Origin of the sequence: Paenibacillus herberti (assembly GCF_002233675.1) — a bacterium.
Classification (GTDB): Bacteria; Bacillota; Bacilli; order Paenibacillales; family Paenibacillaceae; genus Paenibacillus_O; species Paenibacillus_O herberti.
This window is the reverse complement of record NZ_NMUQ01000002.1, coordinates 448,305-473,567: the sequence shown is the minus strand read 5'-3', so window position 1 is coordinate 473,567 and position 25,263 is coordinate 448,305. Positions and strand designations below refer to the sequence as shown.

25 protein-coding genes and 2 riboswitches are annotated in these 25,263 nt (G+C 53.8%); of the genes, 19 read left to right on the top strand and 6 right to left on the bottom strand.

The features are described from left to right. Together CGZ75_RS14635 and CGZ75_RS14630 are read right to left on the bottom strand one after the other, a co-directional pair. Entirely contained in the window at nucleotides 1–639 is a 639-nt protein-coding gene (locus tag CGZ75_RS14635) for a DsbA family oxidoreductase (RefSeq protein ID WP_176444848.1), read from the bottom strand. Between the two features lie 197 nt (nucleotides 640–836). Continuing rightward, complete coding sequence (locus CGZ75_RS14630; RefSeq protein WP_089525024.1) at nucleotides 837–1,103, bottom strand: hypothetical protein; 267 nt, start codon at nucleotides 1,101–1,103, stop codon at nucleotides 837–839. Between the two features lie 295 nt (nucleotides 1,104–1,398). Between CGZ75_RS14630 and CGZ75_RS14625 the strand changes: the two genes are divergently transcribed. The 4 genes from CGZ75_RS14625 (at nucleotide 1,399) to trxA (ending at nucleotide 5,964) form a co-directional block, all read left to right on the top strand. Next, a complete protein-coding gene (locus CGZ75_RS14625) occupies nucleotides 1,399–4,092 on the top strand; it encodes an RICIN domain-containing protein (RefSeq protein WP_089525023.1) in 2,694 nt (897 codons plus the stop codon). Between the two features lie 122 nt (nucleotides 4,093–4,214). Further along, nucleotides 4,215–5,051, top strand: coding sequence for an aldo/keto reductase (locus tag CGZ75_RS14620; RefSeq protein ID WP_089525022.1), 837 nt, complete (start codon nucleotides 4,215–4,217; stop codon nucleotides 5,049–5,051). 107 nt (nucleotides 5,052–5,158) lie between these two features. Next, entirely contained in the window at nucleotides 5,159–5,584 is a 426-nt protein-coding gene (locus CGZ75_RS14615) for an RrF2 family transcriptional regulator (RefSeq protein ID WP_089525021.1), read from the top strand. A gap of 68 nt (nucleotides 5,585–5,652) precedes the next feature. After that, nucleotides 5,653–5,964: a thioredoxin gene (gene trxA / locus CGZ75_RS14610; RefSeq protein WP_089525020.1), complete on the top strand. Its 312-nt coding sequence runs from the start codon at nucleotides 5,653–5,655 to the stop codon at nucleotides 5,962–5,964. Nucleotides 5,965–6,106: 142 nt separating this feature from the next. Here the strand turns inward: trxA and CGZ75_RS14605 are convergent, their stop codons facing one another. Continuing rightward, nucleotides 6,107–7,450: a 5'-deoxyadenosine deaminase gene (locus CGZ75_RS14605; RefSeq protein WP_089525019.1), complete on the bottom strand. Its 1,344-nt coding sequence runs from the start codon at nucleotides 7,448–7,450 to the stop codon at nucleotides 6,107–6,109. 45 nt (nucleotides 7,451–7,495) lie between these two features. Next, a riboswitch (purine riboswitch) is annotated at nucleotides 7,496–7,594 on the bottom strand. 163 nt (nucleotides 7,595–7,757) lie between these two features. Here CGZ75_RS14605 and CGZ75_RS25335 point away from each other — a divergent pair. Together CGZ75_RS25335 and CGZ75_RS14600 are read left to right on the top strand one after the other, a co-directional pair. Continuing rightward, on the top strand, nucleotides 7,758–7,919 hold the full coding sequence (locus tag CGZ75_RS25335; RefSeq protein ID WP_157694437.1) for a hypothetical protein: 162 nt from the start codon (nucleotides 7,758–7,760) through the stop codon (nucleotides 7,917–7,919). A 155-nt stretch (nucleotides 7,920–8,074) separates the two neighbouring features. Next, complete coding sequence (locus tag CGZ75_RS14600) at nucleotides 8,075–9,337, top strand: SGNH/GDSL hydrolase family protein (protein WP_089525018.1); 1,263 nt, start codon at nucleotides 8,075–8,077, stop codon at nucleotides 9,335–9,337. Between the two features lie 148 nt (nucleotides 9,338–9,485). On the opposite strand, the gene CGZ75_RS14595 is transcribed toward CGZ75_RS14600, so the two are convergent. Together CGZ75_RS14595 and CGZ75_RS25330 are read right to left on the bottom strand one after the other, a co-directional pair. Next, nucleotides 9,486–10,112, bottom strand: coding sequence for a YHYH domain-containing protein (locus CGZ75_RS14595; RefSeq protein ID WP_089525017.1), 627 nt, complete (start codon nucleotides 10,110–10,112; stop codon nucleotides 9,486–9,488). 156 nt (nucleotides 10,113–10,268) lie between these two features. Further along, nucleotides 10,269–10,415, bottom strand: a complete 147-nt coding sequence (locus CGZ75_RS25330; protein WP_157694439.1) for a hypothetical protein — start codon at nucleotides 10,413–10,415, stop codon at nucleotides 10,269–10,271. A gap of 196 nt (nucleotides 10,416–10,611) precedes the next feature. Here CGZ75_RS25330 and CGZ75_RS14590 point away from each other — a divergent pair, with 196 nt between their 5' ends. The 5 genes from CGZ75_RS14590 (at nucleotide 10,612) to CGZ75_RS14570 (ending at nucleotide 15,608) form a co-directional block, all read left to right on the top strand. Beyond that, nucleotides 10,612–11,523 carry a DUF6612 family protein gene (locus CGZ75_RS14590; protein ID WP_141136774.1) on the top strand — a complete coding sequence of 304 codons (912 nt, stop codon included), beginning with the start codon at nucleotides 10,612–10,614 and terminating at the stop codon, nucleotides 11,521–11,523. A 113-nt stretch (nucleotides 11,524–11,636) separates the two neighbouring features. Then, nucleotides 11,637–11,849 (top strand): WYL domain-containing protein, encoded by a 213-nt coding sequence (locus CGZ75_RS14585; RefSeq protein WP_089525900.1) that lies wholly within the window; start codon nucleotides 11,637–11,639, stop codon nucleotides 11,847–11,849. A 79-nt stretch (nucleotides 11,850–11,928) separates the two neighbouring features. After that, nucleotides 11,929–13,029, top strand: coding sequence for a redox-regulated ATPase YchF (ychF, locus tag CGZ75_RS14580; RefSeq protein ID WP_089525015.1), 1,101 nt, complete (start codon nucleotides 11,929–11,931; stop codon nucleotides 13,027–13,029). A gap of 191 nt (nucleotides 13,030–13,220) precedes the next feature. Then, nucleotides 13,221–14,294, top strand: a complete 1,074-nt coding sequence (gene prfA, locus CGZ75_RS14575; protein ID WP_089525014.1) for a peptide chain release factor 1 — start codon at nucleotides 13,221–13,223, stop codon at nucleotides 14,292–14,294. A gap of 198 nt (nucleotides 14,295–14,492) precedes the next feature. After that, nucleotides 14,493–15,608 (top strand): N5-glutamine methyltransferase family protein, encoded by a 1,116-nt coding sequence (locus tag CGZ75_RS14570; RefSeq protein ID WP_089525013.1) that lies wholly within the window; start codon nucleotides 14,493–14,495, stop codon nucleotides 15,606–15,608. Between the two features lie 20 nt (nucleotides 15,609–15,628). Here the strand turns inward: CGZ75_RS14570 and CGZ75_RS14565 are convergent, their stop codons facing one another. Beyond that, nucleotides 15,629–16,465 (bottom strand): MurR/RpiR family transcriptional regulator, encoded by an 837-nt coding sequence (locus CGZ75_RS14565; RefSeq protein ID WP_089525012.1) that lies wholly within the window; start codon nucleotides 16,463–16,465, stop codon nucleotides 15,629–15,631. 182 nt (nucleotides 16,466–16,647) lie between these two features. Here CGZ75_RS14565 and CGZ75_RS14560 point away from each other — a divergent pair, with 182 nt between their 5' ends. From CGZ75_RS14560 to CGZ75_RS14525, 8 genes are all read left to right on the top strand, one after another. Continuing rightward, nucleotides 16,648–17,529 (top strand): DUF8171 family membrane protein, encoded by an 882-nt coding sequence (locus CGZ75_RS14560; protein ID WP_089525011.1) that lies wholly within the window; start codon nucleotides 16,648–16,650, stop codon nucleotides 17,527–17,529. Beyond that, complete coding sequence (locus CGZ75_RS14555; protein ID WP_089525010.1) at nucleotides 17,522–19,546, top strand: ABC transporter ATP-binding protein; 2,025 nt, start codon at nucleotides 17,522–17,524, stop codon at nucleotides 19,544–19,546. Before CGZ75_RS14560 ends, CGZ75_RS14555 begins: the two co-directional genes overlap by 8 nt. Further along, entirely contained in the window at nucleotides 19,521–20,345 is an 825-nt protein-coding gene (locus tag CGZ75_RS14550) for an energy-coupling factor transporter transmembrane component T family protein (RefSeq protein ID WP_089525009.1), read from the top strand. The genes CGZ75_RS14555 and CGZ75_RS14550 overlap by 26 nt, the downstream gene beginning before the upstream one ends. Before the next feature lie 53 nt (nucleotides 20,346–20,398). Next, nucleotides 20,399–21,256, top strand: coding sequence for a PHP-associated domain-containing protein (locus tag CGZ75_RS14545; RefSeq protein WP_089525008.1), 858 nt, complete (start codon nucleotides 20,399–20,401; stop codon nucleotides 21,254–21,256). 106 nt (nucleotides 21,257–21,362) lie between these two features. Beyond that, a complete protein-coding gene (gene spoIIR, locus CGZ75_RS14540; protein WP_245850870.1) occupies nucleotides 21,363–22,187 on the top strand; it encodes a stage II sporulation protein R in 825 nt (274 codons plus the stop codon). 414 nt (nucleotides 22,188–22,601) lie between these two features. After that, complete coding sequence (locus CGZ75_RS14535) at nucleotides 22,602–23,744, top strand: L-threonylcarbamoyladenylate synthase (RefSeq protein WP_089525007.1); 1,143 nt, start codon at nucleotides 22,602–22,604, stop codon at nucleotides 23,742–23,744. Between the two features lie 109 nt (nucleotides 23,745–23,853). Further along, the gene (locus CGZ75_RS14530; RefSeq protein ID WP_089525006.1) at nucleotides 23,854–24,423 is read left to right on the top strand and encodes a manganese efflux pump MntP; all 570 of its coding nucleotides are present in this window, start codon (nucleotides 23,854–23,856) and stop codon (nucleotides 24,421–24,423) included. 56 nt (nucleotides 24,424–24,479) lie between these two features. Next, on the top strand, nucleotides 24,480–25,058 hold the full coding sequence (locus tag CGZ75_RS14525; protein ID WP_089525005.1) for a low molecular weight protein arginine phosphatase: 579 nt from the start codon (nucleotides 24,480–24,482) through the stop codon (nucleotides 25,056–25,058). Nucleotides 25,059–25,170: 112 nt separating this feature from the next. Then, nucleotides 25,171–25,252, top strand: a riboswitch (ZMP/ZTP riboswitch). The last annotated feature ends 11 nt before the right edge of the window (nucleotides 25,253–25,263 follow it).

Here is a 25,263-nt window from a genome sequence, read left to right as displayed (position 1 = left end):
TCAGCGAAGCAGCTGGCCAAGTTTTTTCAGCAAAAGCAGCAGCTCTGGATGAGGGTAGGCGCCCGATAGGGCGTACTGGCCCTCAAAAATAAACAGGGGCACGCCATCCAGCCCGATGCGCCGCCCGAGCTCGAGCTGGGCTTCCATTTCGACTCGGCCGTCATCATGCTGCAGCCGTTCCAATAGTTCTTGTGCATTCCAGCCGGCCGCCGTGCCGGCTTCTGTAATGATTGGCAACTCGCCGATATTCTCGCCTTCCTCGAAGTAGCGGCGGGACAGCTCGTCTGCAAAAGCGGCTTGTTCCTTTGCTGGCGTAAGTGAAAGGGCCTGATGAGCCAGGCGGGTTGAAGGGAGCTGTGCGATCCGCTCGAATCGGAATGTCAGTCCGAGCGCCTGTCCGTCTTGATTTACATGGCGCAGCGAGCGTCGCAGCGCAGCCTGCCCGCCTGAGCGGGCAGCCATCGCGCTACGGAAAGGCAGGCCTTCTGGCGGCACATCGGGATGCAGCAGGTACGGACTGTAGCGCACAATGGCTTCTCTACCTGAAAGAGGCTGCCACTCCCGAAGGGCGATCTCGAGATGCCTGCGTCCGATTCGGCACCAGGGACATAGGAGATCATGATAAACTTCGATCAGCATAATTCCTGCCTCCTTTTTTGGGCCATCGGCCGAAGCTTGTACCATCCGCAAGTTCCTGTGGGTTCTCTCCGCTTCATCGTTTGTTCTCTGGTTCATTTTATATAGTATGAACGAAGCGAGCCCGAGCTTCAACGTCAGCACGCTCCTTACAGCTCAAAAGGCCCTCCCATAGGAAGGGCCTGCCCCGGCTTGACTGCTTAGCCGGTCTCCTCTTCATACACGGCAAGCAGCTGCTTGCCGTGCTCCAGCTCCTTGCGCAGCACGAGCAGTCGGATGCTGCCCTCCTCCTCATGGGTGCGTGATTTCAACCCATTATCCTTTAAGTAAGCCTGCAGCCGGTACACTTTATCGAGCTTGTTTTTACTTTCGCTGCGCAGAAGCGCCCAGCGCTTGCTCGATTTTATTGCTCCAAACACAATCGCGCCTGCAGCGAGCACAATGATTGCTGCCCATACATACGTCATCCGAAGCACCACCTCTAGCGTTAGTTGAAGTCCATCACGGTTATTCTATTCATGAAGGCGAGCCGTACATGACAACGGATGTCACCAAATCGTCAAAAAGGTATGGGCTCAATGCGACTTTCGCATTGAGCCCATATTTTTAATGTATAGGTAAATTAATATTCCGATATAAGAGGTGAGGGGTTATCTATGACATCAATTTGGGATTGGGGAGGTGACGCTAGCACAATATAAGTTTCGTTTGAAGGAACGGAAATCATTTTAAAAATAAAGATAAAGAAACGGAGTGTAATTTATGTTGAGTCGTAAAGCGTTCATTTTTTGTCTCGCTTTTTTATTTTTAATGGGTAGTTACTCGTTTCAAGCACCAATTGGGTTAGCGGCTGCGACGACAGGTCAGACGGGAGCTGTGAATATTCAGAAATTGATTAGCGATGCCATAGTAGCGAATGTTGCAAACACAGGCCCGGATGGAGTTTCGAAACCGTACACAGTTGTTATTCCCCCAGGCACATACAGATTGGCAAGCACGATTTCAATTAAAAATGCTACCAACCTAACGATTATTGCCGACGGTGTGAACATCGTTATGACAAAGTTAACCCAGGCCTTCATTGTCTCAGGATGCACGAATTTGACGGTGCAAGGGCTGACACTTAATTATGATCCACTTCCTTTCACACAGGGGAAAGTTATTGCCATTGATCCAATTACGAGAGCAATCGACGTTAAACTTGATGCTGGCTATCCAAGAAAACCGTATAGCAGAATCGAGATCTATGATCCTGCAACCAAGTTTCAGAAAGCTGGGATTTCTCATTTATGGGAATCAAAAGCGGTTATGGTAGATGGCACCGAGGACGTTGTACGTGTTTCCAATGTCGGAGGCGGAATTGCAATCGGTGACTTGATTACTCTGTCAGTAGGCGTTGCACATGGCATTAACGTAGGCAGCAGCAGTGGTGTGACTTGGAGGAATGTAACGGTATACACAGCTCCAGGGGCCGGTTATACGGATGGCGGCGGTAGGGGGGGGACGCATCTGGACGGATTCCGCATTGTTCGTGGTCCCGTACCTCCAGGAGGGGTCGAAGTTCCTTTGTTAACAACGGTTTGGGATGGGATTGGAATCCGGAATTTTGCTGTCGGACCGATTGTTGAAAATTCAATTATTGAAAATGCCGGGGATGATTCGTTCAGCATTCAAACTCCAGGCCCTATTGGTGTATTAAAGTCGGAAGGCGATGCCATCTACATTGCGTTCAAGGACCCGACCCGGACGCTGCAAGCTGGTACGCGGTTGCGCCAATTTAATGATGGACCTGAAGTCAAGGCACTTAGCAGCACAAAAGTTGACTATAACAGCGTCGCGATAGATCCAGATCTTGCAGCGAAAATTATAGCAGCCCAAGGTACAGGGGACTTATGGGATATTGCAGAAAATGCAGTATATCGAATACAGCTGGATCAGCCTTCACCCTTTCAGGCAGATCAATTTATTTTCACCCCCGATCGTATGTCAAGCGGGTTCATTTTTCGAAATAACCAGATTACTAGCTCATACCGGGGAATGCTTCTCAAAGCAAATGACGGACTGATCGAAAATAATATATTTCGCGGCAGTAATAAAGCTATTGTGATCACGCCAGAAGGGCAAAGCGATTCTCATGCGGGTATTTCCAATAATCTGACCATTCGCAATAACAGGATCATAAACACAGGAAATCATTATTTCTGGCCGGAAAGTGAACAAGCAGGTGCAATTGCTCTTTCAGCTTCGAATGTTAAGTCCCAGTTAGCATTTGATAACATAACGATAGAAGGTAATACGTTCGATGGTGTAAGAGGACTTAACTTAAACATTAGCAATGCGAAGAATGTCAAAGTTAGCGGTAATACGTTTCTAAATACGCATAATGTGAGCAATGGCAGTAACGGTGCACAGTTCGGTATTGATCCCTCAACAGTCATCTGGGTAAAAGATGCGGATATGGTGAGCTTTGTTAATAATCGGATTGATAAAATGGGCCCTTATTCAACCGTACCAATTAGGATAATGTCGGGTACAAGTAATATAACAAGAGCTCAAGGCGGCGTACAAGTCGTGAGACCGGATGAAACAGTCGGCTACACCATTAAAAACCGAAATAGCGGCAAGGCGCTTGGCATCAAAGAAAACGCTGCGGCAGATGGTTCAAACGTGGAGCAGCGCGCTTATACAGGTGCAGTTAGTCAAGCTTGGCAATTTGTTGATGATGGTAACGGCTACTATAAAATTAAAAATATAAACAGCGACAAGTTTATGGGAATTTCATCCCCTTCGATGGTGGATGGTGCGAAAAATATTATAGGGTCAGACAATAGGGCTAGCAATCAACTATGGCAGTTGGTTTATGTTGGAGACGGTTTTTATCAAATTAAGAATAAGCAAAGCTGGAAATTACTGGGCATGTCCAGCGGTTCCACGGCAGATGGTGCGTTGAGCATTCAATGGGCGGCATCGGGTTCGACGAATCAGAACTGGAGTCTCTCCATCTTCGTGCCATTTGACATCACCCAAACCTATTCAATTATTAATCAAAACAGTGAGAAGGCGCTCGGTGCTGTTAATAATTCCACGGAGTCCGGCGCTAGTATGGAGCAGCGAACGTATGCAGGCGTGCCCGGACAAACGTGGAAGTTTGTAGATACGGGCGATGGCTACTGCAAGATCATGAATGTAAACAGCGGCAAATTCCTGGATATCGCATCTTCTTCGAAAGATGATGGTGGGCAAACGATTCAATGGAATGAAACCGGAGGTATGAGCCAGCAGTGGGAGCTAATCGATACGGATGGCGGATATTTTAAAATTAAGAATCGGAATAGCGGGAAAATGCTTGGCATGACTGGACGAGGTTTAGCAGACGGCGTTTTGAGCTTACAATGGGCTGCGAGCGATTCTTTGAGTCAAAACTGGCTTTTGAGCATAGCAGCCTCGAATCATTAAACGAGCCAGATACTTCTTGAATATCTGTGCGCAAAGAGCCTTAGCTGGGCTCATTTGTTTGATTCTCTCTACTGGTGGTAAAATAAATAGGGATAAAAATGATAGACGGAGGCGATCGTTGTATGACGATTCAACTTAAAGGGCTGAACGATGTTGTTGAGCTTAATAACGGAGTACACATGCCAAGATTTGGTCTTGGCGTTTGGCAAGTAACGGAAGAAGGACAGGTTGAGCAGGCTGTACTGAGTGCCGTCAAGGCAGGCTACCGCAGCATCGATACCGCCAAAATCTACGGGAACGAAGATGGCGTAGGCCGGGCAATCCGTGATTGCGGCGTTTCCCGCGACGAGCTGTTCATTACGACAAAGGTATGGAATGCTGATATGGGCTATGAGAGCACGCTTCAGGCGTTCCAAACAAGCCTGGACAAGCTTGGACTCCAACAGCTGGATCTTTATCTTATTCACTGGCCGGTTGAAGGCAAAATTAAAGACACTTGGCGCGCTATCGAAAAGCTGTACAAGGATGGAAAAGTCCGTGCGATTGGCGTTTGTAATTTCCATATCCACCATCTGGAAGAGTTGCTGAAGGATGCGGAGATCAAGCCGATGCTCAATCAGGTGGAATGCCACCCGCTGCTGGGCCAAGTAGAACTGCGCGAGTTTTGTCAAAAGCACGGCATTGTTGTGGAAGCGTGGAGCCCGCTCATGCAAGGTAATCTGGATTTGCCGGAGCTAGCCGAGCTTGCGAAGAAGCATGGCAAAACGCCAGCGCAAATCGTGCTTCGCTGGGATCTGCAGCATGGCATCGTGACGATTCCAAAATCGACGCATGAAAACCGCATCATCGAGAACGCGGATCTGTATGACTTCGAGCTTTCGCAAGAAGACATGGCGCTGATCGATGGGATCAACCAAAACAAACGCTTCGGACCGGACCCGGACAACTTCGATTTCTAAACATAAAGGCCGTCAAGAAAGAGCAGACTAAGCTGATAGGGATGGCCTATTGACATCCTCAACTGTAATCGGTATGATTACAGTACGAAACGGGGTGGCCGTCTCGCATGAATAGTGAATTTACGATTGCCGTCCACAGCTTGGTTTATCTGGCTTATGTGCCAGAGCGCAGCGCCTCTAGCGAGGCGATCGCGGAGAATGTGTGCACGAACCCGGCAAGAGTCCGCAAAGTGATGGGCTTCCTGAAGCGCAGCGGCTACGTTGCAACGAGGGAGGGCTCCGGTGGAGGTTATCGCCTTACGGCCGAGCCTGCCAATGTCACATTGAAGGATATCTACGAGACCATTGCAAGAGGCTCGCTCATGCCCAACTGGTGCTCAGGCGATCCCGATTGCGAATGCGTTGTCGGCTCCAATATGCAGGAAGTAATGAACGGCATTTTCTGCGGGGCTGAGCAGCGCTTGGAGGAATACTTCGAGGGCTTGACGATTGCCAGTGTGCTTAGCCGCATTCACCGCTGCGATACCTGCTGAGGGACGTGAACACGGGATTTCAGGCAACAGCTTGATTTTACCTATATATCCAGAGAGGATGATTCAACATGGCAGTAGTACTTACTAAAGAAAACTTCAACGAGAACGTACAAAGCGGCGTATCTCTGGTCGACTTCTGGGCACCTTGGTGCGGCCCTTGCAAAATGCAGCTTCCAATCGTGGAGGAGCTGAGCGCGGAGTTGGAAGGAACAGCTACGATCGCTAAAATCAACGTCGACGAGCAGCCTGAGCTGGCTTCCCAATTCGGCGTTATGAGCATCCCAACGCTGATTCTCTTTAAAGACGGACAGCCTGTGGACAAAATGGTCGGCCTGCAAAGCAAGGACGCCCTGAAAAACAAAATTCAAGCTCAGATGTAAAAAAGCCTTTTGGGCTAATCGCTGACTGCGGCATAAACCTTTTGCGACGGCTCCAGCCGAGCTCAAGGCGGTTTTGACCGCTCGAAGCAAGAACCCCCGCTCTACGCCATCAGGCGAGAAGCGGGGGTTTTTTTGTTTGAATTTAGGCTTGGATTGGGCTGCGCTTCAGGAGCCGCTTAATGGCCCGATCGGCCTCCATCAGCGTAATCTCTTTGTCGACTGTGAGCATGACGCCGCGATCCATCAGGATACGTCCATCAGCAATTGTCGTTTCCACATCTCCCCGTGTGGCGGAATAAACGATACGGGAGATCGGATCAACGTCGAACGAAGGGAAGGTATGGAATTGGTTCAGGTTCAATATGGCAAGATCTGCCTTTTTGCCGACTTCGAGGCTGCCGATCTCTTGTTCCATGCCGACCGCTCTCGCGCCGCCGATCGTTGCCATACGGAAAACGCTGCGGGCGTTCATCGCCGTTGGCCCATGCTCCGGCTTATGGATAAGCGCGGCCAGGCGCATCTCATTGAACATATCCAGGTTGTTGTTGCATGGCGCTCCGTCCGCACCGAGGCTGACGCTGATACTTGTGTCCAGCATCTCAGGCACGTCCGCGATGCCTGAAGCGAGTTTCAGGTTGGAGCCCGGGCAATGGCTCACATGTACGCCGCGCTCACGGATGATCCGCTTCTCGTTGTCATTGAGCCAGATGCAATGCGCCAGAATGAGTCGATCTGTGGCCAGGCCGATATGATCGAGATATTCAATATTGCGCATGCCGGTCATCTGCTCCACAAGCTCAATTTCGCCTTGGTTTTCCGAGGCATGAGTATGGACGTTGACGTTGTACTGGGCGGAGAGGCGAGCAACCTCGCGCAACAGCTCGTCCGTGCAGCTGATAACAAAGCGCGGCGAAAAGGCATAACGGATGCGTCCATTGTCATGTCCATGCCATTTCTCGAGCAAATCGACGCTCTCTTGCAGAGAAGCGCTCGTCTCCTCCTGCAGTGGCAGCGGAATGTCGCCGCCTTTGCGGTCCATCATAACTTTGCCCGATATGGCGCGGATACCGCTTTTTGCGATGGCTTGGAACGCCGAATCGGTGTGATGAACCGTTTCCATATCAACGATGGTCGTCGTTCCGCTTTGCAGCAGCTCCCCGATACCGAGCATAGCCGAATAATAAAGCGACTCCTCATCATGTGCCGCCTCGAGAGGCCAGATCCGTTTACGCAGCCAGTCCAGCAGCTCCAGATCGTCGCCTTTGCCACGGAACAGCGTCTGACATAAATGGATATGCGTCTGGATAAAGCCCGGGATGACCGTCCGGCCGGTAGCGTCGATGACGCGATCTACGCCGGTAGCATCCAGGTTATGGCCGATCGCCTCGATGCGGTCATCCTTGATCAATAGGTCGCCTTGGATGATCTCCTCGAGTGCGTTCATCGTCACGATCTGAGCGTTACGGATTAGAATCGTATGGGACATTTGTGTTACCCACTCCTTCAGAAAATAAAAATAGCCGCGAAAATACGCCTAGGGCCTATTCTTCGTAGCTAGAAATTTACGGTTTCCGGTAGAGACCCTGAACCCTATTGCTCAGGATATACGAAAGATGCGAATTTATGCGGTTGTGACACCAGAATACTTCAGCTTGCTTCCCGCTGTCAACGGAGATACAAGTTTAATTCGATTGTCATGCGAGCTCAAGATTGCGTCCTTGCCATCGTGTCAGACCACTCTGATCCGGTTAAAGATAAACAACTACATCTTGCAGCGCCAAGGGGGAACTGTTATGCCATTTCTGGCTGTCCTGCTCATTATTATCGGTCTTTTCTTCGGAATATCCGGCATTTTCGACTTCATTGTGGGCTCGCTCAAGCTCGTTTTTTATTTCTTCGCGATCTTGTTTCTCGGCGGCGGCATCATGGTGCTGTTCCGCAAAATCAAAAGCTGAAAACGCTTAGTTTCAGTGCTTCGGAGAGGCTGTTTTCCTTCTGCTATTAGAGCGGAGGGATAGCGGTCTCTTTTTCTATTGGCATGTCTATCCAGCCTCTTTGCCGAGTGATAGAATACTTGATGAGAATGATAGATTGAGAGGAGCCGATGGGGATGAGGAACGGGCAAAAAACCGCTTGGATCTCTAGGTTATGCTTGTCGCTGGCTGTGCTGCTTGCACTTGGCAGCGGAACGGGAGCTGCATTTGCCGCAGAGCCGGAAGAGGCTGTGGATGAGTTTAAGCTGGTGGCGCTGGGGGATTCCATTTCAGCAGGGTATGAGCCGGGAGCGGACGTCAATACGGTACCCTACGGATATGTGGATCGATTGTATGAGCAGGCGCTGCTGCATGGCCGGGCATCCGTGTCCAACTATGGAATTGTAGGGCTTAAGAGTGTTGGGTTAAAAGCGTTCACGGAAGGGGCTGCGGCTGGAAAAAGCCTTACCGGTGAGGAGATTCAGGCAAGCTTGCCTGACCCTCGTGCTAATGCTTTCGGAGCGGCCACAGCCCAGCTTCGCGCAGAGCTGGCAACTGCTGATGCCGCCGCCATCACGATCGGCGGCAACGATGTTGCTCCGCTGCTGACCAGCGCCTCCAGCCTCACGGACGATCAGTTGAACACGCAAGTTGCGGCGATGCTGGAACAGTACAATCTCAACGTCACGGCCTCGATCGATGCGCTGCTGGCAATTAATCCTGCGCTGCGCATCGTCATCGCTGACCAGTACCAACCGGCTCCTGTACTGGCAGGCAAAGATTTGTACGATAAGCTAAACAAAGCAACTGCCGCATTCACTGCCAAGCTGGATGCGCTTGCCGCCACTTATGTGGCCAAAGGCGTTAAGGTCGAGGCTGTCCATGTCGCCAAGCAGTTCTCTGGACGCGAAAGTATGCTCACATACATGGTGTCCAAGCGGGATTTCCATCCGACTCAGGCCGGATATGCGGTTATCGCTGCCGCGTTCGGCAACGTGTTATGGGGCTCGTACAGTGAACTGGCTGCTCCAGCAGCAGGGGCTCCGATGAGCATTTATGTTGGTGGGAAACAGCTCAATACTCCTTATAAACCAGTGCTCAAAAACAGCGTTAACTATGTCGCCATCCAGGATATCGTGAATGCTGTAGGGGCGACGACAGTTTGGGATTCCAAAACGTCCACAGCCAATATTAAATTTGGCATCAGGACGGTAGGCGTGAAACTTGGCGCAACAACCGTTATGGTAGACGGAGCCGCCGTCAAAGTAAGCTCGCCTGCCTACATGCAGAAGGTTGGTAAAGAAGGTAAAACCTATGTACCGCTCGCCACGGTGGCGGGAGGGCTAGGCTTCTCCGTTGTTTACAGCTCCAAGCTCAAAACGGTATTCATTAATCCTTAATTATTGAGGCTGCTCTCCTTGCCTCCGAGCAAGCCACTCAAGTCAGAGCCAATGAAAATAGCCTGTTCCCGGCCTGCGTCAAGGCATGGGGACAGGCTGTTTTTGATGGGCGAGTGCTGGTGCTCAGCTTGTTGAAGCCATAGCCTTATTACTTCGTAGAGATTTCAACGACGCTGTTTTCCACCGAGCTTATTTTAGCTTTGGCGATCCCTGTAGCGTAACGAAGCGGCAAATAATACGACCCATCAATGAGAGCGGCCTTGAATCCGGAAAATTTTCCATCATTGGATAGTTTTCGCGTAGCCGTATCCAGAGTGATTTTAACGGATTTTGCTTTTACAACCTTAACTGTTTTTTTGTCCGAACTAATCGCATAACCGAAAATTTGGGCAAAATCACGAAGGGAAATATAGTTGGTATCTTGAATGCTGACGATTGGTTTATCCAGGGCAATCGATTTGCTGTTTACAGCAAGTGAAAGGCCGGTGTCGTCATACGGTGCACCTGTATCGGTAACTTGGACATTAGCGACCGGAGCGGCAGGGGCACTGTAGTCATAGGATGAAGAAGATGAGGACGAGGAATCATCGGATGACGAACTGCCGCCATTGTGATAATGATAACCCGTGCAAAGTCCTTTACTTATGGATTTTGCGGAGCATTTATGTCCTCCATTGCTATCTGTTCTGCCTGAATGAGCAAAAGCTGACAATGGAGTAACTAACATGACGATTAACAAAACTGCGATTGCGGTCATCCTTTTTTTGCGAAACATACGTACCACCCTTTTTCTATATTTTTGACTAATTAACAATATAACACTTTTTAAATTTTGGGAATTAAAATATAAAAAAGCTTAGATTCCGCAAAGAATTAAGGGGATCGAAGCTTCCAATAAGAGGATTATTTTAGGTGAAACAGGAGCAATTAATCAGTCGGTTTTCTTCTTTTTTTTGCCAGTAAAATTCGTTACAGACTTCACGTCTTCCACGACATCGTTGACGAATTCCATACTTTGGTTCTTTGCATGCATGGACGCCGTTCCTTTATAGTTGCCTTGATGGGTTTTGTTCTCCACTTCAACTCACCTCCCGTGCCGTTAGTAGGGTTCAGCAGCCTTAGTGGCATGCAATCGACAGCCTAGGCGCGAATGAAACGGAGATCACCCTCATCTGAAAGGAGAGTGCAACATGAACGACAACTCCAATATCTCCCGAAAAGGGGTTTCGAAAAGGAAACACCGCGGCTTACTTATAACAAGCGGGATAATTGCAATGCTTGTAGTGGCAGGTTGTACAGACAGCGCAGGTGGAGAGCAGAAGCAAGCCTCCCCCGGGCCAAACGCGACCGGTGGACCGGCGCAGCAGGAGAAGGGGGCGGATGATCCCGCCGCTAAAAAAGCCGAAGATGTCTTGAAGCAGGGCATCGAGGCGGTTAAAGGGGCGGACAGCCTGGAATTTGCCATGGTGCTGAAGCAAGAAATGGTGACGGACGGAGAAACGACCTCCATGTCGATGAGCAATGACGGGAGTGTTATCGTAGATCCACTGACGATTAAGCAATCAACCGTGAACGAATATATGGGTGAGAAATCCATGGTGGACTCTTATTTAACGGCTAATGGCTATTATATGTATGATCCTTCCACGAAGGCTTGGAGCCGGGTGCTAGCAACCGAGGTGCCAAAAGTCAAAGCGTCGCTGTCCGATTTCCAGATCGCGCCTGTTAAAGAGCTGGAGAAGATTTTGCCGTATACAGCTGTATTCAGCAGCGGCTCGGAGAGTGGGAGCCAAGTTATTGAGTACAACGGAACTGGCTCGGATAAGGCGGCAGACGCGCTAGTCCGCGATCTGCTACGCAGCACGATGGGCATTGATGACTTGGAGGCCAGCGTGCGTGATTCCATCCAAGTTTCTTCGCTCGATTACAAGCTCATTTTTGAGGAAAAGACCGGCAGGTTGAAACAGCTTGTGGCGACGTCCCAGCTGACCATCGAGTACGATCCCGGCAATCCATCGACGCTGAAGCAGTCGCTCACGATCGATTACAGCAAGTGGAACGAGGCTGCGCCGATCATCGTGCCGGAGGAAGCGAAAAACGCTCCTGAGGTAATGCCGCTTGATCAAGAGCTGATGGACGCGCTCGGTGAGGAAGGAATGGAAGACCTGGAAAACATGGAGCCTTAAGCGGCTTATATAACAAGGAATAACTTTCCTTTGAATAAGAACATGCATTCGTGTATATAATGAGTATATACGAATGCATGTTCTATTTTTATGGAGGAAAGGGGCTGGACAGCATGAATATCGGCAAATGGATCGGCAGGAATGTGGAGCTCATCTATACGGATGCCAGTGGGCGGTTTACGCGCCGTTTGGTGCGGCTGCTGCATGTAAATGGAGACGTCGTAGCTGCTTACGATCTGCTGAAGCGCCAGCCCCGGACGTTCCGGCTAGAGGGCATACTGGCTATTCAACCCGCTGGAAGGGTCGGACGGGAGCGGCTTGGTTGAGCGCTTACCTTTTTAAATTGCGCTATGTCATGTATAATGGCTCCTAGATGATTCAGAGAATGTGAAGGAGTTGTTCCCATTGGCGCTTTCATGCGGCATCGTCGGTCTCCCGAACGTCGGGAAGTCGACGCTTTTTAATGCAATTACCCAGGCGGGAGCCGAATCCGCCAACTATCCGTTTTGTACGATTGATCCCAACGTAGGCGTTGTAGAAGTGCCGGACGAGCGGCTGGATAAATTGACCGAGCTTGTTGTGCCAAAGCAGACTGTACCGACGGCATTTGAATTCGTCGATATTGCCGGCCTGGTGGCCGGAGCGAGCAAAGGAGAGGGCCTCGGCAACAAGTTCCTCGCCCACATCCGCGAAGTCGATGCGATTGTACATGTTGTACGCTGCTTCCAAGACGAGAACATTACCCATGTTTCCGGCAAGGTCGATCCGCTGGGCGACATCCAGACGATCAACCTGGAGCTGATCCTCGCGGATATCGATTCCGTCGATCGTCGTATCGATCGCTCCCGCAAGAACATGAAGGGCGGCGACAAAAAGGTTGCTCAAGAGGTTGAGGTGCTGGAGCGTGTGAAGGTAGCTCTTTACAACGATCAACCAGCCCGCAGCATCGAGCTCAGCGAAGATGAGCGCGCGCTGATCCGTGACCTGCATTTGCTGACGCTCAAGCCGGTGCTGTACGCGGCTAACGTAAGCGAAGAGGAAGTGGCGGACGCCGAAGGCAATCCGTACGTGAAGCTGGTGCGTGAATTCGCCGTGGCGGAGAACGCCGAAGTTGTGCCAATTAGTGCCAAAGTGGAGTCCGAAATTGCCGAGCTTGAGGGCGAGGACAAAGCGATGTTCCTTGAGGAGCTGGGCATGCAGGAATCCGGCTTGAACCGTCTCATCAAGAGCGCGTACAAGCTGCTCGGCCTGTACACGTACTTTACGGCTGGTGTACAGGAAGTACGCGCCTGGACTATCCGCAAAGGCATGAAGGCTCCGCAGGCTGCCGGCGTTATCCACACCGATTTCGAGCGTGGCTTCATCCGCGCCGAGGTTGTTGCCTACCGCGATCTGGTCGCTGCCGGTTCGATGAATGCGTCCAAAGAGCGCGGCCAGCTGCGGCTTGAAGGCAAGGATTATGTTGTGCAGGACGGCGACGTCATGCATTTCCGTTTTAACGTGTAATAAATGCTGCCCTATGGGTGGCATGAAGCGCCCCGAGAAGCTTCGGCTTCTACGGGGCGTTTGTGTACAAATTCCCTTTTTTAGGGATAGGGAAATGACCGTTTATGGATTGGCGTCATATATGGTATAATGAAGGGCAGGACATTTTCGTTAACTATTCAGAACTTAATTTTATACAGGGGTGAAGTCAGGTGTTAGACCGTTTACAGGCGCTTGCCGACCGGTATGATAAGCTGAGCGAGCTGCTGTGCGATCCTGATGTAGCCAGCGATCCCAAGCGGCTGCGCGATCTTTCTAAGGAACAGTCAGATCTGCAGGATGCATACAACGCTTATACAGAATACAAGGAAGTCCATGGCCAGCATGAGGATGCCAAGGCGATGCAGGCGGAGAAGCTCGACGACGAGATGCGTGAGATGGTCAAAATGGAGCTCGATGAGCTCAGCCAACGTCTGACTGAACTCGAGGCACAAATCCACGTGCTGCTGCTGCCTAAGGATCCCAACGACGACAAAAACGTCATCGTGGAAATTCGCGGCGCTGCTGGCGGCGATGAGGCCGCTTTGTTCGCATCGGATCTTTATCGCATGTACACTCGTTTCTCTGAGGCCCAAGGCTGGCGCGTAGAGCTGATGGATGCCAGCGAGAACGATCTTGGCGGCTTCAAAGAGGTCATTTTCAAAGTGTCAGGCAAAGGTGCGTACAGCAAGCTGAAGTTTGAGAGCGGTGCGCATCGCGTACAGCGTATTCCAGTAACGGAATCCGGTGGACGCATCCACACGTCGACTTCGACGGTAGCGGTTATGCCGGAGGTGGAAGAAATCGAGGTCGAGATTCTCGACAAAGACATCCGCGTAGACACCTTCTGCTCCAGCGGAGCGGGCGGACAATCCGTCAACACGACGAAGTCTGCCGTGCGTGTGACGCATGTACCGACGGGCATCGTGGCTACTTGTCAGGACGGCAAGTCCCAGAATGAGAACAAAGCAAAGGCGTTGCAAGTTTTGCGCGCCCGCGTTTACGACATTCATCGCCAGGAAGAAGAAGCCAAAATTGCCGGAGACCGCAAAAGCAAAGTTGGCACGGGCGACCGCAGCGAGCGTATTCGCACGTACAACTTCCCGCAAAGCCGGGTGACGGACCACCGCATTGGCCTGACGCTACACCGGCTGGACACGATTATGAACGGTGATATGACGGAGATCGTCAACTCGTTGTCGCTGGCAGAGCAAACGGAACTGTTGGAGAGGGAAAACCTGGCTTAATCCTTAGGCTGGTTATGCATGGAATAGAACTATGGCAAGACAGTAAGCCGCAGGAAGCTTCTCCCGGAAGGGTGAAGCTTTTTGTTTTTGGCAATGGCTACGAACGGACTACGGCTGTGGGTTGGTGATGGCTAGGAAAACTATAGTCAGGCGACCGTTATTTTGCTCGATACTGACTTAATGGAAGGAGAAGAACGAATGGAGAAGGCTGCACAAAGGTTTGGAGAATATGAGCTGCCGCATGGCTTGACGGTGGGTGAAGCTCGACGACATGCTGCCGCATACTTGCAGGAACAGGGAGTAGACGAGCCGGAGGACAATGTGTCGCTGCTGCTTCAGCATGTGCTGCAAAAAAGCCGCACCGAGCTGATGCTCAGTGCGCGCGATGCTTTTCCAGCGGAGCGGGCGGCGGCTTGGGCGGAGGCGGTCGGCCGTAAGGGTCTGGGGGAGCCGGCGCAGTATATCGCCGGTGAACAATGGTTTTACGGCCGGGCATTCGCCGTATCTCCAGCGGTGCTTATTCCGCGGCCGGAGACGGAGCTGCTTGTCGAGGCCGTACTGAAGGCGGCCGATCGACTGTGGCCGGAGTCGGCGGCAGTGTTGGACTTGGATCGCAAGGACGGGTCTGCCGCTGCGGAGGCTAGGGGCTCCGACGGGGCGCTGGCTGCGCAGCCTGGCCGCGTGAATGGAAATTCAGACGATACGAATGTCCAAGCTGTGGAACAGTTCGCACAAGGCGCTCGCGCAGTGTCTAGTCCGGTCGTCCTCGACGTTGGCACGGGCAGCGGTGCGATTGCACTGACGCTTGCGGCGGAACGCCCTGAGTGGCGGGTGTACGCCTCCGACCTGTCGCCTGCGGCGCTTGCGGCGGCACGGGCCAATGCGGAGCGGCTCGGCGCGCAGGTTCGAGCTTTTGCAGAAGGGGATTTACTGGCTCCCTTCCTCGCCGCTGCCGGCGGGGAGTATGCCGGGCTGAAGCTGGACATTCTCGTGTCCAATCCGCCCTATATTCCGGCTGGTGATCTGCCCGGCTTGCAGCGTGAGGTGCGCGACTATGAGCCTGTGCTGGCGCTGGATGGCGGAACGGACGGGCTTGATCCGTACCGCCGCATGGCGGAACAGCTGAGTGGTTTGTCGCAGCTGCCTTCGATTGTTGCTTTTGAGCTGGGCATCGGCCAAGCTCGGGATGTAGCCCAGCTGCTGGAGGCAATCGGCCACTGGGATGATATTTCCATCGTGACCGACTATGGCGGTATCCAGCGTCATGTGATTGCGGTGCGTACCGGCTCGGGGGACGCTCGAGCTCGGGTTTGAGCTCCAGCCCGGGAACGCGGTCAACGGCCTCGCGGCAGTTTGGAGGCGTAGCGGCCGCGAAGCTCGGACAGCACATCCAGCCTTTTCAGCACGGTTTCTTTTTGCAGCAGACCGATGCTCAGAATAAGCTGTTCGATCAGCAGCAGCGGCGTCGTCATGGAGTGGAACTCTCCCAGCTCGCCCCGACTGACCCAAAAGGAGTTGCGCACAGGATGACCGTATCGTAATTCCTCGCGGTCGGTCAGCAGCGCCCCCGGGCAGCCGATGCGTCCAATGCAGTCCAGAATCACCTCCGTCTCAGGTAACATCCGCGTAAAACTGAACAGCAATACGGCGTCGTCGCTTTGCAGTTGGGCCAGTGATTCTAACAGCTCGTGGCCGCTTCCGGCCATCAGCTGCACCGTGAGGCCGAAGCGGCTGAGCCGGAACGAGAGCAGTTCGCCGAGCGCCCGGGAAGGTCCCGGGGCATGAACATAGATCCGGCGGGCGGCACTCATGAAACGCGCCGTCTCCTCTAATTCCTCCGGCCGCAGCTCGCGAGCGGTGCGCTCCAGATGGGCGATCGTCAGCTCCAGCATGCGGGCCGGCAGGCTGGCGGGATCAAGCCCAGCAATTGTCGTCTCCAGCTTGAGCGAAGGCGTCGCGTCCGCCGCACCGCGAAGTTTGGCTTTGAATGCTTTTATATTGTCGTAGCCGACCGTCCGCCAGAAGCGGGATACGGTGGCGATGCTGACACCTATGCGGTTTGCGATTTCTTGCTCGGTTAGAAATAACACTTCCTCCGGATTTCGTTCGATGAAGTCGGCCAGCCTCTGTTGGCTTGGCGTTAACACGCTTTTGTCTGCAAAAAGAACCATTTCAAGATACCCTCGCTTTACTTCGGAAGTAGACCTCATTATATCATTCCATGTCTTGTTTTGTAATAAAAATTACATTCACATAATAATCTAATAAAAATTACACAGCGTTGACAAAACAACAGTTTTGTTTTAATACAGGGCCTCTAAGATGAAAGAAATCCGATCTGGGGGGTTGTTCCATGAAAAGCAAAGCCGACCGCTATACGCTTACCTCTTCGCAGAAAATGATGATTTTTGTACTCTCGATGTCGCTCTACGGGTTGTCCAACATGTTCACCGAGCTCATTCCAAAGCTCCAGCTGGGGCCGATTGAACTGTCCGTGGAATACTTCGCTTTCATCCCGCTTACGCTGTGCATCCTATTCCATCCGTTATATGCGGCCATCGGAGCCGCGCTGGGAGAAGTTATTTTCGGTGAGCTGATGTTAGGACAGTTCGGCGGTCTCGGTGAGTTGGAAAAATTCCTGACGTTTTCATTCGCGATGTTTGTTGCCGGATCTATGGTGCGTGACCCTCGCAGCAGACTGCAGGTGGGAACGGCTGCGATGACGGGAGTCATCATCCATCAGCTGTGCAGCAGCCTTGTTGATATCGGAAAAGTCATAATCGGTGTGGAACAATTCGAGGCCGTTCCGGGTCTCGCAGAGAGCGTTGTGCTTGTAGAAGGAGTTGGTTTCCTCAACGATGTGCTGTTCTCCGGCATTCTGTTCGCGCTGTTGCCAACCCTCTATCTGGTACCGCGTCTGCATGGCAAAATCGAGCCGCTGCTCGGCATGAAGCCTCGTGAGCGGAAGCTGAGGCCGGAGACGGACCGTCGCCGCGTCGCTATGCTGGCTATCGTTGGAGTGGTGCTGGGATTGATCGCTTTTGGCGCGGAGTCGCTTTCGGAAAGCGGGTTCGACTGGGGCTCATGGGACAGTGGTCTTGCCGACCGTCTGGGCGATGGAGCGATCTGGGTGAGTGTTGGAGCAGCGGCTCTGGTCAGCGTTGTTGTTCTGGCGGTGTTCATGCTACGCAAAAAAACAACGGCGGACCGCAGCGGAGAGCTGCCTCATGGTTGAGACGCACTTGCCGTCAGCGACGGAAATGCCGTCCGGGCTTGCGGCAGCAGCGCCGCCGGCCATTGATCTGCGCAACGTCCGGTTTACATATCCCGGCGGCGAGCGCCAGGTTTTGGACGGGGCCTCGCTGCAGCTGAATACCGGAAGCTTCACCGCGATCATCGGCGGCAATGGCAGCGGTAAATCAACGCTGTGCAAGCTTTTCAACGGACTGATCCCCCACTTTTATTCGGGCGACTTCGAAGGAGAGGTTTGGATCGAAGGACGGAATGCGGGCGAGTGCTCCGTAGCAGAGCTGTCGCGCCAGATCGGTTACGTATATCAGGATTTTGATAATCAGTTGGTGCGTCCTACAGTGCTGGACGAAGCTTGTTTCGCGCCGCTCAATTATGGGATTAAAGAGTACCGCAGTCTGGGACGGCAGGCGCTGGAGCAGTGTGGACTGCTTCATATGCAGGATCGGTATATATGGGAGTTGAGCGGCGGCCAGCGGCATCTGCTCGCCATTGCCGGGGCGTTGTCGCTGCAGCCCGGCATTCTCGTTGTTGATGAGCCGGTGTCCCAGTTGGACCCGTCCCATGCACGGCAGGTGTACGATCTGCTGCGCCGCTTGAACCGCGATCAGGGCAAGACGATCATCGTCATTGAGCATCACGCTGAATTCATCGCCGACTATTGCCGTGACGTATGCCTGGTGGATGCGGGCCGGGTGCGCTGGCTGCTGCCCGTTCCACAGGCGCTGAATAGGCTGGATGATTTGGCGAGTTGTGGCATTCAACCGCCGGAGGTAACGCAAGTTGCAGCCCGGTTGAATAGCCTGCTTGCAACAGAGATAGAAACTCCATTAGCGCCGAGCCCGCTCGCCGAGACAAATCTGCCCGTTACGCTTGAGGCGGCGGTGCGCTGGTTCCACGGCCTCCTTGAAACATCGGCTCCGGCTTCTGCTGGAGCGTCAGCTCCGGTGTCCGCTCCAGCGTCAGTTCCGGTGTTTGCCCTAGCGTCTGCTCCGGACTCTGTTCGAGCGTCAGCATTGACTTCGGCAGCTTCCGATGTTCCTCCGATCCAATCCGAGAAGGTAGATAACTCTGAATCGGCGCGATGGGGCCAGAATGAACTAGAGAATCAAACACCGTCCAACACGGCCGTATTGGAATTGAATGCGGTCTCCCTCTCCTACGGGTCGCAGCGCAAAGGCCGTCGAATCGTTTTGGACGGGATCAGCCTCAAGCTGCATGCGGGGGAGCGCGTGGCGGTCGTAGGCGGTAATGGTGCTGGCAAGTCCTCCCTGTTGAAGCTGGCAGCGGGCATCATTCGCCCTGACGCAGGCGAAGTGGTCCTGCAAGGTCAACCGGCTGCTGGCGTTCCGCTTGAGCTGCTGTCGGAGCAGGTCGGCTATGTGTTCCAGAACCCCGAGGATATGTTTATCGATGACAGCGTAAGTAAGGAGATCGCTTATGCGCTTATTCGCCGGAAGTTGCCGGACGCGGAGCAGCGGCTGCAGGAAATGCTGCGGGCTTTCCGACTTGAGGAGCTGGCAGGACGTGATGCCCGCTTACTCAGCGGTGGGCAGCAGCGGCGCTGTTCACTGGCGATCGGGGCTGCCATGCGCCCGGCGGTTATGCTGCTGGATGAGCCAACTGCCAACCTAGATATGGCGATGCGCGGCGATTTGCTAAGTACGCTGCAGGCGTTAAGCAGCCATGTAAGCACCGTGGTCGTGGCGACCCACGATATGGGGCTGGTGCAGGAGTGGGCGACAAGAGTTCTTGTGCTGCAGGGTGGAAGGTTGGCTGCGGACGGCCCTCCGGAGCAGGTATTCGCCGACCGCGAGCTTATGGCCCGAGCAGGGTTGATGCTGCCGAGCTTGATGGAGTTGGCGGACAGGATTGGCTTCGGAAACCGGCTTGCACGGCTGACTCCCGCTAGCCTGGCGGCGGCAATGTTGAGCCGAATAAGCGACGGAATGGCCGAGAAAGTGGAGGAGAAGAGTCATGCAAATTGCCCGCAGATGGCTTGAACGGCTATCGCTGGAAAACTTTCAAACACAGCTGATGGGCATGGTGTACGGCAGCGGCCACGCGGTGTTGTCACGGCTTGACCCTCGCAGCATGCTGATTTGGTACTTGTTTTTCGCCATTGCTCCCTGGTTCATCTCAAGTCTGACGGTGCTGACAGGCATGTTTCTGCTGCTTGCTGCCTCGACGGTGCTCTCACGAGCGGCGCCGTTTATTCTGTTCATCCTCTGCCTTGGCCTAATTGGGCAGGTCGGATGGTTGTTCCTGCTATCGCTCTTTTTCGGCGGGGATGCCGAGTCGGCACTGCCCCTCCTCAAGCTGACGCTTAAGCTAAGCGTCGTCTCGCTGGCCAGCATCACTGTATTTTCCGGGATGGACCCCGAGCGGATCAGCGACGGTCTGCTGGCGCTTGGCATGCCGGCGACGTTTTCCTTCAGTCTGTCTTACGGGTACCGGATTTTGCCCGTCCTGCTGGAGGAGTTCCGCAGCGTGCTGCTGTCCTATCGTTTGCGGGGCAAAGCGCCGGCCGCCGGCCGTTTCCGTTACGTCAGGCTGGCTGTATATTACCTCAAGCTGCTCGTGCTTTCCTTTTACCCGTTGATGCTGGCGACGGCGAAGCGCTCCCGAACGACGGTAGAGGCACTAGAGGTGAGAGGATTCTCCTACGGAATGAAAAATCCGACTTCGCGCCGCCTGAAGCTAGCGCATCTTCAGTTAAGCTGGCGCGATGGAGCTTTTCTCGGTGGGACAGCCGGTTATATCGCGCTGCTGTTTTGGCTGGGGTACATGCAAGTCCAATAACGCCTCCCCCGCCCTTGAGCGGACTGGCGAATTCAATAGGAGTGAACTAACTTATGCGTATTGATCTTCATACCCATGCCAAGCTTTCCAAACAAACTGAGTTTTCTGAGGCGTACTATGGCCAGATGCTGGAGGAAGCGACGACCGCCGGTCTGACCGCTCTGGCGCTTACGGAGCATTTTAATACCCGGAATTTCAAAGAAGTTTACGCGGGGCTGGACCGGATGTTTCCCTATAACGGACATGTGTACGATGCGGACGGGCTGAGTTTGTTTCCAGGGATGGAGGTGGATATTCGGGAGCAGGGGCATATTTTGCTGATCGGGAAGAAGGATGAGGTGCTGGAGCTCAGAGAGAGGCTGGAACCGTATACTGGCAAAGGCAGCTTCGTTGCGTTTGATCAGCTGATGGATTATGCCGACGACTATTCGATGCTTAAAATCGGCGCCCACCCGTTCCGCGAGAGCAATTCACTGCTCGGGTTGTCCCGGGAACAGCTGTCCCGTTTGGACGCTCTGGATCTCAATGCCAAGGACATTTACCGATACAGCAAAAACGTCACCCGCGAGCGGGTAGAACTGCTGGCGCATGAACTGGGCAAGCCGGTAACCGCTGGTAGCGATACGCATCAATGCCTGCAGTTCGGTAGCGTGTGGAACGAGCTGGAGCGGGAAGCGGCAACGGCGCTGGAATTGAAGATGGCGCTTCTGCGGGGAGAGCATAGCGTCGTCGTTTCGGATGATCTGGAGCTGAGAGTGAAGGCGGCCGCCAAGCTTAAAAAGCTGATGAAAAAGCTGGCTGTTCTACAAGGGGAACTCGTCCCATCCGAAGCCGAAGAGGAGGCAGACGAGCCGACCGCCAAGCAGCGCTCAGGCAAGGCCAGTTCAACTCTAGCATTTGATCCAAAATAATAGAATAGCATCGTTTAAAAGAGCGGGGAGCGGACATACTGGAGGATAGAAAGCGTTCCGGAACGCAAGCGGCGGTACCGACGGGTGCCCGAGAGGAGCTTGTGTTATGCTTGAATCCCCCTATTCTTCCGTTTCCCGCACTCATTCCTATGTTTCCGTATCCAGCTCTAATTCTTTCGAGGTTCGCCGTTCTTATACAGCTGCACCGCATGTTTACCGTTTTCCATTCCGTATGTCCTATCTGTATCTGCTCGTCTGCCTGGCCGTGCTTTTGATGAGCTGGGAGTCGGCGCGCAATGATGCGGCTATAGCTCAAGGCGACATCCCGAACGAAGCGATCCGCCTCCGCATTCTTGCTAACTCTGACTCTGCAGTTGACCAAGCGACCAAGCGTGTTGTTCGCGATGCGATTGTGTCCGAATTGAATAGCTGGGCAGCGGAGCCGGAGTCGATTGAAGAGGCTCGTTACGTCATTCAGTCCCGCATGGCGGCGATTGAAGCGGTCATTGCAGAGCGTCTGCAGGCGCGCGGTTTCAGCTACGGCTTTACGGCTGAGCTTGGTATGGCGGAATTCCCGACCAAGGTCTATGGGGAAAAAGTATACCCAGCCGGCGAGTACGAAGCGCTTCGCATTACGCTTGGCGAAGGAAAAGGGCAAAACTGGTGGTGCGTGCTGTTCCCTCCGCTTTGCTTTGTGGATTCGACGACCGGAGACGCGGTGCCGAAGGCAGAAGCAGCCGCTGCATCCGGCGATGGTGCCGCAGTAAAGGCAGCTGGGGCGACCGCGGCAGTTAAAGGTGGCTCTGACGCCAAAGCCAGCGAAGCTGCTGCTCCTGCGGAGATGGCCGACGGCCAAGCTCCAGAAGCGAAGTTTTTCATCTTGGAGCTGTTAGAATCGCTGTTCAGCTTTCTCCGCGGCCTATTTGGCTGAATGCTGACGGGAGCGGGAAGTGGCAAGTGTTGGCCTGAACGGAGAAGTGGTGCTGGGAGCGGCAAGTGGTACGGCGAGACGGTTCGAAGCCTCATCTGCGTGATCTTGTCTGCTTGAAGCAGACATAGGAGATCCGAGCGGATTGAAGTAGACTAAGGTGATTTAAGGTAGTCTAAGTAAGCTTAAGCAGCAAGCTCCTCTCAATCCGGCAGCGCCCTATGGCGAATGCCGGATTTTTGTTGTTTGAATAGTTTGGCGATCGGGCCGGTCGCTGACCTTTACAAAAATGAACCGCCTTCGAGCAGGCAGGGACTTGGTTTCGCGAGATATGGAGAGGTATACTAGTGACTAAGCAAGGATTATGAGTGAAGGATCCAACAAGTCATAAGATGCAATAGAAGGATTGAAGCCAGCATGAACGATTACGGAGAAAAAAAGAATCTAACTAAGGCTTGGCCGACTCATCCCGCGCAAGAGCCGTCAGAGACGGATATTCGCGAGGCGGGAGCTATGCTCGCTGCCGGTGAGACAGTCGCGTTCCCGACTGAAACGGTGTACGGTCTCGGCGCCGATGCCCGGCGCACCAGCGCTGTTGAGCAGGTGTTTCTGGCAAAAGGCCGGCCATCGGACAACCCGCTCATCGTCCATATCGCGGAGCTGTCACAACTCAATGGGCTGGTGGCACAGATAACCGAAACGGAGCAAAGACTGGCGGAGCTGTTCTGGCCGGGACCGTTCACGATGGTGCTGCCCGCCGTAAAAGACGCCGTGTCATTGCGCGTAACGGCCGGTTTGGACACAGTCGCTGTCCGCATGCCGGATCATGAATTGGCGCTACGGCTAATCCGCGCTGCAGGCTGTCCAATTGCGGCGCCAAGCGCCAATCGCTCTGGCAGGCCGAGCCCGACGACGGCGCGGCATGTGCTGGAGGATTTGGATGGCCGTATCGGTGGTATTTTGGACGGAGGACCGACAGGAGTGGGCTTGGAGTCTACTGTTGTGGAGTGCATCGGGCCGGGGCGCGTACGCATTCTGCGTCCTGGTGGGGTTACACCGGAACAACTGAGTGAGGCCGGTTTTGAAGTGGAGCTAGAGGGTGTGGATTCAAGCGTTGCCGCTGCTTCGAGGATTGCCGCTAAAAATTCTTCTACGCCAATTGCATCTGCTCTCACCGTAACCGAGGCGCCGCGCTCACCAGGCATGAAGTACGCGCATTATGCACCGCGTGGCGAAATGCGCCTAGTGGCCGGCTCAAGGGAAGCCGTCCGAGCACATATACAAGCCGCTGCCGATCATGCTAGCGCTAAAGGACTGCGTGTCGGCATTTTAGCCTACGACGAGACGGCTAGCTCCTATCATGCGGACATCGTGTTAGCTTGCGGGTCGCTCGCACGACTTGAAACAGCCGCTCAATCGCTGTATGCTGCGCTGCGCGAATTCGACGAGCGCGGAGCCGAAGTCATTTGGGCGGAGGCATGTCCTCCGCACGGGATCGGCCTTGCGCTGCTCAATCGGCTATCCAAGGCAGCCGGAGGGAAGGTCGACCGGGTCGACTGACTGCGTCGTCTGACTACATCGTCTGGATAGAACTGAATTCATAAACCCACCCCTTGTCCGCATAGGCTGGATAGAACAAGCCATCGGACAGTAAGGGGAGATCGCGGTCATGTTGGAAGCTTCTCTGCACGAAGGGCAACTGCTCACGCTCTTGATAATGGCCCTTGCGCTGGGCATGGATGCGTTCTCGCTTGGCGTAGGTATCGGCATGAGAGGCATCCGGCTACTGGATATCTTGAAGCTGAGCGCCGTCATTGGATTGTTTCATGTCATTATGCCGCTTGTAGGCATCGTCGCTGGCCAATACATGAGCCTGCTGCTGGGCCATGTCGCTGCATTAACTGCCGGCCTGCTGCTCATTCTGCTTGGCGGGCATATGTTGATTGCTTCGTTCCGGGGAGATGGAGGCGCCACGCCGTCCTTTGTCGATCATCGGACCACAGGCGGCCTTATGTTGTTTGCGCTCAGCGTCAGCGTGGATTCCTTTTCCGTTGGAATTTCGCTGGGAATGTTCGCTGCAGATGTTGTCATGACGATTCTGTTGTTCGGCCTGGCAGGGGGGTTGATGTCCGTGCTCGGTCTGCTAGCAGGTCGGCGCATCGGTCGGAGCCTGGGCAGCTATGGCGAAGCGGCAGGAGGCGCAATTTTATTGACCTTCGGCATCCTATTCCTGCTCTGAGGCTCTGTGCCGGCAGGAGCCGGGAGCGCCGTGGGAAGAAGGAGGCATAGCTCATTATGAACGCTGCCAAGATTTTATTTGTCTGCACCGGCAATACCTGCCGCTCACCTATGGCAGAGGCGATTCTCCGCGACGCCGCCAAGGCGCAGGGGCTGCCACTTGAGGTTCGCTCCGCTGGTGTTGCCGCATCAAACGGCATGCCGGTTTCCCGGAATGCCCGTCTCGTGCTGGAGAACAGCGGGATTCGGCATGACGGCGTTTCTTCGTCGGTAAGCGCCGAGCTGATTCGCTGGGCGGATCTGATACTTACCATGACTGGCTCTCATAAAATGGCGCTGCTCCGTTATTATCCGGAAGCAGCGGATAAAGTTCACACGCTGCGCGATTTTGCCCCCTCCGCTGAGCTGGCTGAGCTTGACCGTTTGCGCGGAGAGCGCGAGATGCAGCGCTCTTTGGGGCGGCAGCTGGGCGGAGGGGAAGAACGGCGTCTCCGCGAGCTGGAGAGCGCCGCTCTATCTGGCGATATAACGGATCCATTCGGCGGTTCTTATGAGGTTTACGCCGCCAGTGCTCAAGAGATCAGCGAAGCGGTGCATGCGGTGCTGAAGCGTCTGCAAGGCGATGAGCACAGATAAGCATTTCCGCTGCGGATGTCATGGAAAAAAGTCCCGCGAACGCGTCTGACTTTCTCCTGTCTGGAGGATTGACAGCGGGCTTAACCGTAAGCTATCATGGGGGCAAGTAAGAAGGATCCGATGTAACTGGCGACGAAGTGGGACTAACCACGATGGAGCATCGGAACATACGGCCGGTCGCCTGGGCAGAGAGCATGTACGCGAA

Bases quoted from the DNA above. Each gene is read 5' to 3' on its own strand.
- CGZ75_RS14555 (WP_089525010.1), top strand. From the start codon at position 17,522: ATGGTTGAGACGCACTTGCCGTCAGCGACGGAAATGCCGTCCGGGCTT.
- CGZ75_RS14560 (WP_089525011.1), top strand. From the start codon at position 16,648: ATGAAAAGCAAAGCCGACCGCTATACGCTTACCTCTTCGCAGAAAATG.
- CGZ75_RS14570 (WP_089525013.1), top strand. From the start codon at position 14,493: ATGGAGAAGGCTGCACAAAGGTTTGGAGAATATGAGCTGCCGCATGGC.
- CGZ75_RS14565 (WP_089525012.1), bottom strand. From the start codon at position 16,465: ATGGTTCTTTTTGCAGACAAAAGCGTGTTAACGCCAAGCCAACAGAGG.
- CGZ75_RS14605 (WP_089525019.1), bottom strand. From the start codon at position 7,450: ATGTCCCATACGATTCTAATCCGTAACGCTCAGATCGTGACGATGAAC.
- CGZ75_RS14615 (WP_089525021.1), top strand. From the start codon at position 5,159: ATGAATAGTGAATTTACGATTGCCGTCCACAGCTTGGTTTATCTGGCT.
- CGZ75_RS14545 (WP_089525008.1), top strand. From the start codon at position 20,399: ATGCGTATTGATCTTCATACCCATGCCAAGCTTTCCAAACAAACTGAG.
- CGZ75_RS14600 (WP_089525018.1), top strand. From the start codon at position 8,075: ATGAGGAACGGGCAAAAAACCGCTTGGATCTCTAGGTTATGCTTGTCG.
- CGZ75_RS14595 (WP_089525017.1), bottom strand. From the start codon at position 10,112: ATGTTTCGCAAAAAAAGGATGACCGCAATCGCAGTTTTGTTAATCGTC.
- CGZ75_RS14590 (WP_141136774.1), top strand. From the start codon at position 10,612: ATGCTTGTAGTGGCAGGTTGTACAGACAGCGCAGGTGGAGAGCAGAAG.
- CGZ75_RS14525 (WP_089525005.1), top strand. From the start codon at position 24,480: ATGAACGCTGCCAAGATTTTATTTGTCTGCACCGGCAATACCTGCCGC.
- CGZ75_RS14625 (WP_089525023.1), top strand. From the start codon at position 1,399: ATGTTGAGTCGTAAAGCGTTCATTTTTTGTCTCGCTTTTTTATTTTTA.
- spoIIR (WP_245850870.1), top strand. From the start codon at position 21,363: ATGCTTGAATCCCCCTATTCTTCCGTTTCCCGCACTCATTCCTATGTT.
- CGZ75_RS14550 (WP_089525009.1), top strand. From the start codon at position 19,521: ATGCAAATTGCCCGCAGATGGCTTGAACGGCTATCGCTGGAAAACTTT.
- CGZ75_RS25335 (WP_157694437.1), top strand. From the start codon at position 7,758: ATGCCATTTCTGGCTGTCCTGCTCATTATTATCGGTCTTTTCTTCGGA.
- trxA (WP_089525020.1), top strand. From the start codon at position 5,653: ATGGCAGTAGTACTTACTAAAGAAAACTTCAACGAGAACGTACAAAGC.
- CGZ75_RS14620 (WP_089525022.1), top strand. From the start codon at position 4,215: ATGACGATTCAACTTAAAGGGCTGAACGATGTTGTTGAGCTTAATAAC.
- CGZ75_RS14530 (WP_089525006.1), top strand. From the start codon at position 23,854: ATGTTGGAAGCTTCTCTGCACGAAGGGCAACTGCTCACGCTCTTGATA.
- CGZ75_RS14630 (WP_089525024.1), bottom strand. From the start codon at position 1,103: ATGACGTATGTATGGGCAGCAATCATTGTGCTCGCTGCAGGCGCGATT.
- CGZ75_RS14535 (WP_089525007.1), top strand. From the start codon at position 22,602: ATGAACGATTACGGAGAAAAAAAGAATCTAACTAAGGCTTGGCCGACT.
- CGZ75_RS14635 (WP_176444848.1), bottom strand. From the start codon at position 639: ATGCTGATCGAAGTTTATCATGATCTCCTATGTCCCTGGTGCCGAATC.
- CGZ75_RS14585 (WP_089525900.1), top strand. From the start codon at position 11,637: ATGAATATCGGCAAATGGATCGGCAGGAATGTGGAGCTCATCTATACG.